This is a genomic window from Collinsella sp. AM34-10 (assembly GCF_003469185.1).
Taxonomy (GTDB): Bacteria; Actinomycetota; Coriobacteriia; order Coriobacteriales; family Coriobacteriaceae; genus Collinsella.
This window is the reverse complement of the sequence record NZ_QSIL01000005.1, coordinates 182,144-194,338: the sequence shown is the minus strand read 5'-3', so window position 1 is coordinate 194,338 and position 12,195 is coordinate 182,144. Positions and strand designations below refer to the sequence as shown.

Below are 12,195 nucleotides of genomic sequence, written 5' to 3'. Positions count from 1 at the left end.
GTTATACCCTAAGAGCAAACCACCCTTTTTAAGGGTGGTTCTGATTTGTTGAACACATGGTCGCTACGTCCGCGCCCGGCTCAAACGGTCAGCAATCATCCGTGAACGATATTTGTTCAAAAAAGAACAAAGATAAACAAATAGTTGTTGCAGTTACTGTTCGAATGTGTTCAAATAAACATGAACAGTGAAGAACCGCACATTCAGATGCCCGGACCTGAACGCGATTCAACACTTCCAAACAGAAACTACGCACCTGCGTATCTCTCAAGGAGGATGTCATGAGAGTTGTAATCGCTTCCGATGCCGACGGTATGTCGATGAAGGAGTCCATCAAGGAGATGCTCATCGCCGACGGTCACGAGGTCGTCGACTATTCCGAGACCCCTGCCGCGGACTTTGTCGATTCCGCGACCGCCGTTGCCAAGGACCTGCTGGAGCACAAGGATTCCCAGGGCTTCGCATTCGATAAGTACGGTGTCGGCTCCTATATGGCCGCCGTCAAGATCAAGGGCATGGTCGTCGCCAACATTTCCGACGAGCGTTCCGCTTACATGACCCGCGAGCACAACGGCTCGCGCATGGTCACCATGGGCCCGGGCGTTGTGGGCACCGAGGTCGCAAAGAAGATCGCCCGCGAGTTCCTGCGCGCCCAGTATGCTGGCGGCCGTCACCAGATCCGTGTCGACATGCTCAACAAGATGGCCTAACGAGAGCCACCGAGAACTCGAACTTCTACCTCAACTTGTGAATTCAGACGAAAGGACGTTCTGATGAAGAAGACCATCGCAATCGGTTGTGACCATATCGTTACGGACGAGAAGATCTATCTGGCCGACCGCCTGGAGCAGGCTGGCTACAAGGTGCTCGACTGCGGCACCTACAGCCACACCCGTACGCACTACCCCATCTACGGCAAGGCCGTGGGCGAGGCTGTTGCCAGCGGCAAGGCTGACTTTGGCGTGGCCCTGTGCGGCACCGGCATCGGCATCACCAACGCCGTCAACAAGGTTCCCGGCGCCCGCTGCGCCCTGGTTCGCGACATGACCTCTGCCCTGTATGCCCGTCGCGAGCTCAACGCCAACATCGTGGGCTTTGGCGGCAAGATCACCGGCGAGTTCCTGATGGCCGACATCATGCTTGCCTTCCTGGAGGAGCCCTACGACAAGACTCCCGAGCACGATGCCTTGATCGCCAAGATCGATGCCTGCAATAAGGCCGACGCCGAGGCTCAGGCCGACCTGCACTTCTTTGACGAGTTCCTGGAGAAGTGGGACCGCGGCGAATACCACGACTAAGGAGGTTCCGGCGTTCTACCGAACGCCAGACCAGTCGACGCTGCGAAGCCATCTGGCGTGCGAGCTACTCTGATAAAACTTTTGCTTGCTGAGCTCGTGTGCGTCGTTTTGGCGGTACCCGGCATTCTGCAGCTTTTTAATTGACGGCTCGCGTTTCTGTGAGGGGCGCGGGCCGGTTTTCTAAACAGGAGTCCAACATGATTCTGACCGTTACCATGAACCCGTCGATTGATACGCGCTATCAGCTCGACAAGCTGATCATCGACGATGTTAACCGCGTGATGCCCGAAAAGACCGCTGGTGGCAAGGGCCTCAACGTGAGCCGTGTGCTGCTGCAGCTGGGTGACGACGTGCTCGCGACCGGCCTGCTTGGCGGCCACATGGGTGCCTATATGGCCGAGCTCATGGATGCCGATGGCGTCAAGAATGACTTTGTGCCCATCGCCGGTGAGACGCGCATTTGCCTGAATATTCTGCACGAGGGTAATCAGACCGAGCTGCTGGAGAGCGGCCCGCAGATCGCCCCGGCCGAGCTCGAGGCCTTTACGGCCAAGTTCGCCGAGCTTGCAGCGAAGGCGGACGTTGTGACGCTTTCGGGCTCGCTGCCGCGTGGCGTCGATGCCGGCTACTATGCCGAGCTCGTCAAGATCGCCGAGGAGGCGGGCGCTAAGGTGCTGCTCGACACCTCGGGTGCATCGCTGGAGGCCGCGCTGGAGTCCGACGCTAAGCCTGAGCTCGTAAAGCCCAACCTGACCGAGATTAATGGCCTGCTAGGTACGTCCTTTACGACCGATGATATCGATGCCTTGCGTGAGGCGCTTGCCGCCGATGGCCGCTTTGCCGGTATCCCTTGGGTTGTCGTTTCGATGGGCACTGCCGGCTCGGTGGGCTTCCATGAGGGTCGCGCGTTCCGCGCCAAGACGCCCGCGATTGCGGCAGTGAACGCGACGGGTTCCGGCGACTCGACCATCGCCGGCTTTGCGCATGCCATTGCTGCTGGTGCCGACGACATCACGGTGCTCAAGACCGCCAATACCTGCGGCAAGCTCAACGCCATGGATCCCAAGACTGGCCACCTGGTCATGGACCGCTGGGACGAGATCTACAACAGCGTTGTCGTGACTGAACTGTAGGGTTACGCGGTTTTACCAAACCGCGTAACGGCGCGACGCTGCAAACGCCCCTAAGCGGCAATCTGACGTTCAATCGTCGGGCATGACCAAAAGGTCAATGCCCTCCTCTTTCACGTCACCTTGCTCGCTTAGGGGCGTTTTCGCTGTCGTTGCCAAGACACCGGCGTTGCCTTGGTCGCAAGTAGTCATTGGGGACGCTCTTTAATGACTAGTCGTTTAAGAACGCCCCTTAAGAATGACCCCAATGACTACACTCAAAAACTGCGCCCGCCGGCGATGTTGCCGGCGGGCGCAGTTGTCTTGAAGACGAAATGATCCGTTTTCCTCCGTCCCCAAGGGATCATTACAGTGAGTCGATAAAGCGCTGTTGGGCGGCGCGGCCAGCTTCGTCCCACTTAAAGACGCCGGCGTTGTCGAGCACGTGGCCAAATACCACGCCGACCTCCTCGTGCAGGATATCGATGGCGTTGTCGGCCGTAAGTTCGTCGGCGCGGCGGGCATAGACATCCTCGGCCCATGCGGCGTGGCTGCGGCATAGATCATCGCCCTCGAGCGCACCGGCAAGGTCGTAGCTGGCATCGGCCTTGGCTGCCAGCAGATGCTCGCGGACAGCGCCGAGCTCGGGAACCAGGCGCGGCGGAAGAATAGCCAGGCCCATGACCTCGATCAGGCCGATGTTTTCCTTTTTAATATGGTGATACTCGGCATGCGGGTGGAAAACACCCAGCGGATGCTCGTCGGTCGTGATGTTACAGCGAAGCGCCAGGTAGGCCTCGTAGATCTCGCCGCCAGCATTGCCGCGGGAGTCGACGCGGCGGATGACGGGCGTCACGGTGTTATGCGCAACGCCGTCGGCTGTGCGCGCGACGACGCCAACCGACTCATCGGTCCACTCGCGCCAAGCGAGGATAATCTTCTCGGCGGCGTCGAGCAGCTGGGCGCGGTCGTGCGAGCGCAGTCGCAGCACCGAAAGCGGCCACTGCAATACGGTGCCGCTGACCTGGTCAAAGCCGGGCACGCTAAACTGCGAGACCTCGGCGGCATGCATCATGGGGAACTCGTGCGCGCCGCCCTGGAAGTGGTCGTGCGACAGAATCGAGCCGCCCACGATGGGCAGGTCGGCGTTGGAGCCAATAAAGTAGTGCGGGAACAGGTCCACAAAATCGAGCAGGCAGGTCAGCCCCTTGCGGTCGACGTGCATCGGGCGATGCTCGGAGCTCATAGCAATGCAGTGCTCGTTAAAGTACGCGTACGGGCTGTACTGGAGGCCCCAGCGCTCGCCGTCGAGCTGGATGGGGATAACGCGCAGGTTCTGGCGAGCGGGGTGAGCGCCGCCGTCGGCTGCGGCGGAGCGTCCGGGATAGCCCTCGTTCTCGATGCACAGCTGGCAGGCGGGATACTTCTCACCCGTGTTCTTTGCGGCGCCGGCTGCGGCAATGTCGCGCGGGTCCTTCTCGGGCTTCGACAGGTTGATGGTGATCTCCAGGTCGCCCCAGTTGGTGGGGGTGCGCCATTTGATGTTGCGCGCGATGGCGGCGCGGCGCACGTAACCGGCGTCGCAGCACAGACCGTAGAACCAGTCGGTCGCGGCGCGGGGCTCGTTGACGCCCATGCGGCCGTTGAACTCCTCGTTTACAACCGAAGGCCTCGGCATGAGCGCGCCCATGATGCGCATGGCGATGCGGTCGCGGCCCGACACCGTGTCCTCGGCAGCACCGTTGGCAACGGCGGCCTCGGAAAGCGCGGCGAGCGTGCCCTCCAGGTCAAAGTCGGGCAGGGTATCGGGGTGCAAGAGCGAGAGTTTCTCGACCTGGAGCGCCCAGGCCATGTCGAGCGCCGGGCCCGTAGCACCGATGCACTCCAGAATGGTGTTGTATGCCCAGATGCGATCGTCCTGACCGATCATGGATCGATGAATGGCATACTCAATCAGGCCTTGCGTGGCCTCGCACACGTCGGTCATTACAGCCATGCCGCGTAAGCCCCCTTGTCAGAGATGGCGTAGTGACGGGCAGAGCCCTCGCCCAGCCAGCTGTTCATCTTGGTGATAAAGGTGTCGACTAGGTCGAGCGGCACGAAGGCCTGGATGGTGCCGCCAAAGCCGCCGCCGTGGATGCGGACGGCGCCGCGGCCGTCAAGCACATGCTCGGCCAGTGCTAGGGCATACATCGAGGGCTGCTCGGAGCCCAGTTTGGCAACGACATTCTGCAGGTACATGGCAGAGCTGGCGCCGGACTTGCGCGTCAGGACCAGGAACTGGTCGATGTCGCCGGCGTTCAGGGCGGCCCAGCGCTTATCGACCAGGCCGTTCTCGTACCAGTAGTGAACGGCGCGCAGGCAGGCACGGTCGCCCAGCTTGGCGCGCAGCTCGGGGAGCTTGGCGTCAAAGTCGGCAACGTCGACCTCGCATAGGCGTGCCTTGCCAAACTCGGCGGCGACGTCCTGCATCTCGCGCGGAACGGCGGCGTAGTCGTCGGTGGCGGCCACGTGATCGGCGCCGACCTTAACGAGCACGAGCGCGTAGCCGTGATCCTCAAAGTTGAGTTCGAGCTTCTGGGTCTTAGGCTGGGCTTGATCCTCAAAGTCCATGTAGGCAAGGCCGCCCAGGCACACAGCGGCCTGGTCCATCAGACCGCAGGGCTTGCCGTAATAGTTGTTCTCGGTGCGCTGGCTCATCTGGGCGAGCGCGACGGGCTCGATGGCGGGTGCGCCCCAGAGGGTTTCCATGGCACGACCGTACGCGGCCTCGACGGCGGCGGAGCTCGAAAGTCCGCCACCCGAGGGAACGGAGCAGGTAAAGGCGAAGTCGAAGCCCTTGGGCTCAACACCAAGTGCTACGACCTCGTGGGCCATACCGCGCACGAGGCTTGCGGACGTGCCCTTCTCGGACTCCTGAACATCCAGCGTGTCGAGCGTAATCTCAAACGTGGGGTAGCCCTCGTCGGCGACGCGGACCTTGTTGGAGTCGGTTGCTACGGCGATGCCGTCAACGGCGACATCGAGCGAGCCGGCGATAACGTGGCCGCCCTCGTGATCGGTGTGATTGCCGCTGATCTCGGAACGCCCGGGCGCGTGCACGTAGAGCACCTGGCGGTCGCCGATGGGGCCAAACTCCTCCTCAAACAGCTTGGTGAGGGTGGCGAGTGTCTTTTCGTCGGGGGCGGTCATATGGGTCCTTTCCTTGACGCCGGAGAGATTGGTCCGTGTCATTATGAGTACGTTAACAATTTTGAGCACCACAAACCAGACGTCGCGGCGCCGCACGTTAATGGGTATGTTAACGTACTCATAACACAACGCATATCTATTTTTGAGAATCTGGTAATCGGTAGATTTTCGGCCGTGAACGGTGTGGCCGTATGGACATATGGAGCAAAAGAACCGCTGATAGAAAAAGTAGAGTACGTTAACATGCGTCCGACGATAGCGGACTTCGGCGCGGGGTGTGTTTCTGCCCGGGCCGACATTCGCACTATTCAGATCCTGCGAGAGCGAAGGTGATTTTGTGGCAAGGCGCCCTTCCAACGATACGGGTACGCGTCCGGTATCCATGGCCGACGTTGCCCGCGCTGCCGGTGTTTCGCAACAGACGGTTTCGCGCGTTGCCAACGGATTGCCCAACGTTAACGAACAGACGCGCCAGCGCGTGCAAGCCGCTATGCAAGAGCTCGGCTTCCGTCCGAGCTATGCCGGCCGTTCGTTGCGTGACGGCCGTTACCATTCGGTCGGCCTGTGCGTCAACGATGTCACCAAGTTTGGCAACCTCTCAATGATCGACGGCATCGCCAGCGCTGCTCGCGAGCATAATTGCGCCATCACACTGGTCGAGATGTCCAAGACCGAGGAATTCTCTCTTGCCGAGGCAACACGTCGTATGGCCGCGCTGCCCGTGGACGGCATCATTATCGGCATGAGCCGTATGGCTCCCGATTTTGAGACGTTCGATCCGTTGCCGGGTATTGGCACGGTCATCGTTACCATGTATGCGCACCCGCGGGTGACTACGGTTGACTCCGATCATTACGGCTGCTCGCTGTTGCTCATGGATCATCTGTTTGAGCTGGGACACGAGCAGATTCGTTATATCGGCGGCCCGTCCTTTTCGGTCGACGAGCAGTTCCGTCGCGCCGGTTGGCAGGATGCGCTCGAGCGTAAGCACATCGAGCCGGTAGAGCCGCTTGAGGGCGACTGGTCTGCCAACAGCGGTTACGAGGCCGGTAGGTACCTGGCCGAACACGATCGCACCATGACAGCAATCTATGCGGCAAACGATCAGATGGCAAATGGCGCCATTGCAGCGCTGCGCGATAGCGGCTTGCGCGTGCCCGAGGACGTGAGCGTGGTGGGCGTCGACGACTCGCTCGACGATTTTGTCGCACACAACGAGCTCACGACCGTTCGATTTGATTTGCATCAGCGTGGGCGCGAGGTGTTCGAGCACGCGGTTCCCAAGGCGGGGGCAACGGACAAAACCGTCGCCATTCGCATCCCCGGTCAGCTCATCGTTCGACATAGCACGGCAGAGCCTCGCGCATAGTTTTTGCAGGTCAAAAGCGGTATATTCCGCATCAATAACAATCGATAAGGATGCTGACAGATAGCCGTGGCTATAAAGGCGAGTGTTATGATAGACGGGTTCTTTTGTCTATCTAGGAGGCTTTGCCTGATGGAGATCACCAAGGATATCCGCTACATCGGTGTCGACGATCACGACATTGACCTGTTCGAGGGCCAGTACGACGTGTCCGAGAACGGCATGGCATACAACAGCTATGTTATCTTGGGCGATAAAATCGCTGTCGCCGATTCGGTTGACGCTGGCTTTGTCGACGAATGGCTCGGCAACCTCGAGGCCGCGCTCGATGGCCGTACGCCCGACTACCTGGTCGTCCATCACATGGAGCCCGATCACTCCGCCGGTATCGCCGCCTTTATGGAGCGCTATCCCCAGGCACAGATTGTGGCCAGCATGGGCGCCTTCCGCATGATGGTCAACTACTTTGGCACCGACTACCCCGAGCGTAAGACAGTCGTCAAAGAGGGCGACGTGCTCGACCTGGGTGGCCACAGCCTAACGTTTGTCTGCGCCCCCAACGTGCACTGGCCCGAGGTGATCTTCTCCTACGAGTCTACCGACAAGGTGCTCTTTAGTGCCGACGGCTTTGGCAAGTTCGGCGCCAACGACATCGAGGACCCGGAAGGCTGGGCCTGCGAGGCGCGCCGCTACTACTTTGGCATCGTCGGCAAGTTCGGCAAGTTCGTTCAGGCCGTGCTTAAGAAGGCCGCCGATCTGGACATTCAGATTATTTGCCCGCTCCACGGCCCCGTGCTGACCGAGAACCTGGGCTACTACCTCGACACCTACAACACCTGGTCGAGCTATCAGCCCGAGGACGAGGGCATCACGATTGCCTATGCGAGCGTGTACGGCCATCTGAAGGCTGCCGTTGAGGAGCTCGCTTCTGCGCTCGAGGCCCGCGGCCAGAAGGTCTCCGTCTTTGACCTGGCTCGCGATGATATGGCCGAGGCCGTTGAGGATGCGTTCCGCTATGACCGTCTGGTGCTCGCCTCCATCACCTATCAGGGCGATATCTTCCCGTTTATGAGCACCTTTATCCACACGCTTGCCGAGCACGCCTATCAGAACCGTACGGTGGCGCTCGTTGAGGCCGGCTCCTGGGCGCCCACCGCTGCCAAGGTTATGACCAAGGAGCTCGAGGGCATGAAGGACATCACCCTGGCGCAGAACAAGGTGACCGTGCTGGGCTCGCTCAACGACGCCTCGCGCGCTCAGATCGAGGCCCTCGCCGACGAGCTTTCCAAATAGCGATATTTCGCTTTTAACGCTCAAACCACCACAAAGGGGACAGGCACCTTTGTGGTGGTTTTTGTTTAAGCGCCGGCGATGACGAGATTTGGGCGGGCGTTGTCGACGGTCTCGGCGATTGAGATGGCGACGGCGTGATCGGGGTCACGGTCCATCACGATGGCGTTGACGTCGGTCAGCTCGGCAAAGCGGTACATGCCACGTCCGTTGACCTTACTGGCGTCCATGAGGGCGACGCTTTGACGGGCGGCACCGACCATAGCCGCTTTGGTCTCGGCCATCTGCGGAAAGTCGGTCGTAAAGCCGCAGCTGGGGACAAAAGCGCCAGGGCACATGACGGCAAGATCGGCATGGACCATTTGGAGCGCTTGCATCGTGAGCGGTCCGTACAAATAACGATGGCCTTTGCGCAACGCCCCGCCCAGCATGACGACATCGACCGAGGGCATGCTCTCGTCGATGTAATCGGCAATGGTAATGTCTGCTGTGATGACGGTGATACCGTCGCGTTGATCGAGGAGCCGGACGAACTCGAGCGCCGTGGTGCCCGAGTCGACGAGCAACGTGTCGCCGTCATTGACGAGCTCGATGGCGCTTTGCGCGATGGCCTGCTTGGCGGCGACGTTGACATTGATGCGGCGATCCTGCGTGGAAACGGTCAGGCGTTTGTGGAGCGATACGGCACCGCCATGCGTGCGGCGCAGCTTGCCTGCTTCGGCGAGCGCGTCCAGGTCGGCGCGGGCGGTGACGGAGGACACGCCAAAGGTCTGGGCGATTTCTGCTACCTGCACCGAGGCGTTATGATCGAGCATCTCCATGATGGCGGAACGACGCTCGTCGGCGAAAGCTCGGGTTGTTGCGTGGGCCATATCTGCTCCATCATCGTCTGAAATTTGCAGGAATTGTGTTGACTCTATTTTCGTTCATTTTCTTTTTGAGTAAGAAAACGCCTTTCGATTACTTATCTTTTCTATAAAAGAAAGACGCTGAACGCCCAAAATTCAATATCGAATACGCCCACTCGGCTCCAATTCCTTCCGTTTACTTTTCAAAAACGACTGTATTGACCTGCATGGGCTCAATATCTCGCACGTGCAAAGCCGCTGAATTTCATACAATGAGCGCAGCAAAACGCAAGGTAAAACGCCTTGCGGACACGTACGCCCGATGTCCAGATGCGGGCGAGGGAGAGGAGCAAACGCTCATGGCACTTGTTACCACCGAAAAGATGCTCAAGGACGCTCAGGCCGGCCACTACGCCGTTGGCGCGTTCAACGTCGAGAACCTCGAGTTTGTTATGGCCGTTCTGGCAGCTGCCGAGGAGACCAAGTCCCCCGTCATCATGCAGACTACCCCGGGCACCATCAAGACCGCTGGTCTGGACTACTTCTATGGCATGGTCAAGGCTGCCGCCGAGCGCGCTTCCGTGCCCGTCGCTCTGCACCTCGATCACGGCGATGGCTATGACCGCTGCATGCAGGCTTTCCGCACTGGCTACACCTCTGTCATGATCGACGGCTCGCACGAGTCCTTCGAGGACAACATCGCCCTGACCAAGTCCGTCGCCGATGCTGGCCGCGCCATGGGCGTGCCCGTCGAGGCTGAGCTCGGCAAGGTTGGCGGCAAGGAGGACGACGGTCCCGCGGTTGAGGGCGAGAGCCCCTACACCGATCCTGCCGAGGCTAAGGAGTTCGTCGAGCGCACTGGCTGCACCTCCCTCGCTATTGGCGTTGGCACGAGCCACGGTGTGTACACGAGCGATCCGCACATCGAGCAGTCCGTGGTCAAGGCCATTCGCGACGCCGTCGACGTGCCGCTGGTTCTGCACGGTACCTCCGGTGTGCCCGATGAGCAGGTTGCCGAGGCCGTGAAGAACGGCATCTGCAAGGTCAACTACGCCACCGAGCTGCGTCAGGCCTACACCAAGGGCTTCATGGCCTACATGGCCGAGAACCCCGCCTGCTTCGATCCCAAGAAGCCGGCCAAGGAGGGCATGCGCGAGATCACCGAGCTGGTTAAGATCCGCATGACCAACCTCAACTCTGTGGGCAAAGCAGAGTAACAGCAAGGGTACTCTGACTCGCTACATATCCCGGGGAGGGACGAGGGCTTAGTTCCCCAATCGTCCTCGGGCATGCAAAAAGCCTCGCTGCGCACTTCGTGCGGCGAGGCTTTTTGCCCCCTGCGGAAAGATTGGGGAACTAAGCCCTCGTCCCTCCCAGGTTGACCTACTCGAGGTCGTCGCCCTTGTGGCGTTGGGGCTGAAAGGGTGGGACGCGTGGGTTATTTGGTTGTTAGGGTTAGTAGGTCGTTGGGGGTTTTGAGGTTGTAGGTGGCGTTTGGGATATCTTGGTGTGATCCCCATGCTGCTCGGGCAAAACTGACCCCTGCTGAAGTTGCGCATTGTTCGTCGTAGACGGTGTCGCCAACGTAGACGACGTTGCCAGGATTCGCGCCCGCACGTCGGAGATATTCGAGCATGGGTGCGGGTGCAGGTTTATGTTCGGTTGTGTCTTCGACAAGGATGATGTGCTCAAAATACTTATCGAAACCAAGGGGTGCAATTTCTTTTGCGTATTCGTCGCGCGCACGTGAGGAGACGATGCCAAGTTTGCAGCCGCTATCGGCGAGTGTTGCGATGACTTCAAGCAAACCTGGAAACACGCTGATGGTGCTTTTAAAGCTGGCGGCAACTTGGCACCAGCGATCCAACGTTGTCTGCGAGTAGATCCCAAGTTTCTCAAGGGCATCCTTGCCGGGTATGCCGAGGGCAAAGTCAAGCTCGTGTCGGGGAAGCGTTTTGCTGGTCTCTTCTTGGACAATCTGGACAAGCGATGACAGAACGCTTTCTTCTGTATCTGCCAATGTCCCATCAACGTCAAATACGATATGGTCAAAGTGCTTCATATGATTGCTCCTCTCTGTTGTTTGCCTGCAAGTTTGATGCAGTGACAGAAGAAGGGCTAGCGGGATTTCTGCCTGGTGCTATCGAGATTCTGCCTCGCTGCTCGATAGCTCGAAGGAGTGCACCCCATTTGTTCTTTAAATACCTGGCCAAGATGGCTTGCTGTTATAAATCCGCATTGGCGCGCGACTGTCTGTACCGTTCGCGTGGTGTGTGCCAAAAGTTCGCAAGCACGGTTTATGCGGTATGCGCGTAGATATGCCGCCGGGGTCGTTCCTGCACAAGTTTCGATAATGCGGTAACACTCTCTTTCGCTTACGCCGGCTGCAGATGCCATCTGGGGCACATCTATAGCGGCTGCATAGTTTGCGCGGATAAAGTCCAGGATTGCCTTGAACTGTACGTCGCGGCTGGTCATCCAAGAGGCGCCGTCGGAAGAAAAGAGCGGTTCGGTCTTGGCGTTAATCTGAATCCAGAGCTCTGACAAACTATTTCGAAGCGCCATCTCGTTCTGCGGCCGTTGAAGGTCGTGGCTAAAGGAGCTCTTCAGCAAATCGATAAAGGGCATATCGTCGGGATTGGTGGGCGACCATTTGAGCACATCGACGCCTCGACATTGAAGCAATGGGTTGATGTAGCGCTTTTGGAGACGTCCCGCGGGATCGCCGAGCATCGACGGCTGAAAGATATGCAGCATTTGAATGGCTGGCGCCGAATTGGGTGATTGCAGCGTGCTGTGCAAAACGCCGCCGTTGATAAAGCCGGCGGACCCTTCCTCAAAGCATACGTGCTCATGAGCCGCGTGCGTTCGATAGTCAATCGCTCCCTGCTCCATGTAGAAAAGCTCAACTTCGGAATGCCAGTGCCAGGGGACGGAATTGCCCGGATAGCGAGCGAATTCTGCGCGTTCGGCAATATAGGGCCAGTCTTCGGCGGTCTCGGGAAACGCTTCCTCGCGTCCTCCGCGGTGCAATTCTATGTGATCCATGTTTCGCATGGCATCAGTATAAAGCGCGATGGGCTTAGATTGCT

At 59.2% G+C, this 12,195-nt stretch carries 11 protein-coding genes; 6 read left to right on the top strand and 5 right to left on the bottom strand.

All coding sequences use genetic code 11. The annotated features are described in order from the left end of the window. Positions 1–281: 281 nt before the first annotated feature. The 3 genes from lacA to DW823_RS06545 all read left to right on the top strand — a co-directional run bounded on the left by lacA (position 282) and on the right by DW823_RS06545 (position 2,431). Positions 282–710: a galactose-6-phosphate isomerase subunit LacA gene (lacA, locus tag DW823_RS06555; RefSeq protein WP_006234830.1), complete on the top strand. Its 429-nt coding sequence runs from the start codon at positions 282–284 to the stop codon at positions 708–710. 63 nt (positions 711–773) lie between these two features. Next, positions 774–1,298 (top strand): galactose-6-phosphate isomerase subunit LacB, encoded by a 525-nt coding sequence (lacB, locus tag DW823_RS06550; protein ID WP_118081218.1) that lies wholly within the window; start codon positions 774–776, stop codon positions 1,296–1,298. Between the two features lie 197 nt (positions 1,299–1,495). Beyond that, positions 1,496–2,431: a hexose kinase gene (locus tag DW823_RS06545; protein ID WP_117840105.1), complete on the top strand. Its 936-nt coding sequence runs from the start codon at positions 1,496–1,498 to the stop codon at positions 2,429–2,431. Between the two features lie 343 nt (positions 2,432–2,774). Here the strand turns inward: DW823_RS06545 and DW823_RS06540 are convergent, their stop codons facing one another. Both DW823_RS06540 and DW823_RS06535 read right to left on the bottom strand, forming a co-directional pair. After that, the gene (locus DW823_RS06540) at positions 2,775–4,403 is read right to left on the bottom strand and encodes a UDP-glucose--hexose-1-phosphate uridylyltransferase (RefSeq protein WP_369831712.1); all 1,629 of its coding nucleotides are present in this window, start codon (positions 4,401–4,403) and stop codon (positions 2,775–2,777) included. Then, a complete protein-coding gene (locus tag DW823_RS06535) occupies positions 4,394–5,599 on the bottom strand; it encodes a galactokinase family protein (protein ID WP_118081214.1) in 1,206 nt (401 codons plus the stop codon). The genes DW823_RS06540 and DW823_RS06535 overlap by 10 nt, the downstream gene beginning before the upstream one ends. A 382-nt stretch (positions 5,600–5,981) precedes the next feature. Between DW823_RS06535 and DW823_RS06525 the strand changes: the two genes are divergently transcribed. Together DW823_RS06525 and DW823_RS06520 are read left to right on the top strand one after the other, a co-directional pair. Next, complete coding sequence (locus tag DW823_RS06525) at positions 5,982–6,968, top strand: LacI family DNA-binding transcriptional regulator (protein ID WP_117790532.1); 987 nt, start codon at positions 5,982–5,984, stop codon at positions 6,966–6,968. Between the two features lie 129 nt (positions 6,969–7,097). Next, positions 7,098–8,258 carry an FprA family A-type flavoprotein gene (locus DW823_RS06520; RefSeq protein WP_233543028.1) on the top strand — a complete coding sequence of 387 codons (1,161 nt, stop codon included), beginning with the start codon at positions 7,098–7,100 and terminating at the stop codon, positions 8,256–8,258. Positions 8,259–8,323: 65 nt separating this feature from the next. Here the strand turns inward: DW823_RS06520 and DW823_RS06515 are convergent, their stop codons facing one another. Further along, a complete protein-coding gene (locus tag DW823_RS06515) occupies positions 8,324–9,127 on the bottom strand; it encodes a DeoR/GlpR family DNA-binding transcription regulator (RefSeq protein WP_118081210.1) in 804 nt (267 codons plus the stop codon). 335 nt (positions 9,128–9,462) lie between these two features. Between DW823_RS06515 and DW823_RS06510 the strand changes: the two genes are divergently transcribed. Next, positions 9,463–10,320 carry a class II fructose-bisphosphate aldolase gene (locus tag DW823_RS06510; protein WP_022095149.1) on the top strand — a complete coding sequence of 286 codons (858 nt, stop codon included), beginning with the start codon at positions 9,463–9,465 and terminating at the stop codon, positions 10,318–10,320. Positions 10,321–10,541: 221 nt separating this feature from the next. Here the strand turns inward: DW823_RS06510 and DW823_RS06505 are convergent, their stop codons facing one another. Together DW823_RS06505 and DW823_RS06500 are read right to left on the bottom strand one after the other, a co-directional pair. Beyond that, the gene (locus DW823_RS06505; RefSeq protein ID WP_118081208.1) at positions 10,542–11,165 is read right to left on the bottom strand and encodes an HAD family hydrolase; all 624 of its coding nucleotides are present in this window, start codon (positions 11,163–11,165) and stop codon (positions 10,542–10,544) included. Between the two features lie 56 nt (positions 11,166–11,221). Next, positions 11,222–12,151 (bottom strand): AraC family transcriptional regulator, encoded by a 930-nt coding sequence (locus tag DW823_RS06500; RefSeq protein ID WP_158567285.1) that lies wholly within the window; start codon positions 12,149–12,151, stop codon positions 11,222–11,224. Positions 12,152–12,195 lie beyond the last annotated feature (44 nt).

Excerpts from the sequence above, each read along its gene's own strand:
- lacA (WP_006234830.1), top strand. The coding sequence starts at position 282 with ATGAGAGTTGTAATCGCTTCCGATGCCGACGGTATGTCGATGAAGGAG.
- lacB (WP_118081218.1), top strand. The coding sequence starts at position 774 with ATGAAGAAGACCATCGCAATCGGTTGTGACCATATCGTTACGGACGAG.
- DW823_RS06545 (WP_117840105.1), top strand. The coding sequence starts at position 1,496 with ATGATTCTGACCGTTACCATGAACCCGTCGATTGATACGCGCTATCAG.
- DW823_RS06540 (WP_369831712.1), bottom strand. The coding sequence starts at position 4,403 with ATGGCTGTAATGACCGACGTGTGCGAGGCCACGCAAGGCCTGATTGAG.
- DW823_RS06535 (WP_118081214.1), bottom strand. The coding sequence starts at position 5,599 with ATGACCGCCCCCGACGAAAAGACACTCGCCACCCTCACCAAGCTGTTT.
- DW823_RS06525 (WP_117790532.1), top strand. The coding sequence starts at position 5,982 with ATGGCCGACGTTGCCCGCGCTGCCGGTGTTTCGCAACAGACGGTTTCG.
- DW823_RS06520 (WP_233543028.1), top strand. The coding sequence starts at position 7,098 with ATGGAGATCACCAAGGATATCCGCTACATCGGTGTCGACGATCACGAC.
- DW823_RS06515 (WP_118081210.1), bottom strand. The coding sequence starts at position 9,127 with ATGGCCCACGCAACAACCCGAGCTTTCGCCGACGAGCGTCGTTCCGCC.
- DW823_RS06510 (WP_022095149.1), top strand. The coding sequence starts at position 9,463 with ATGGCACTTGTTACCACCGAAAAGATGCTCAAGGACGCTCAGGCCGGC.
- DW823_RS06505 (WP_118081208.1), bottom strand. The coding sequence starts at position 11,165 with ATGAAGCACTTTGACCATATCGTATTTGACGTTGATGGGACATTGGCA.
- DW823_RS06500 (WP_158567285.1), bottom strand. The coding sequence starts at position 12,151 with ATGGATCACATAGAATTGCACCGCGGAGGACGCGAGGAAGCGTTTCCC.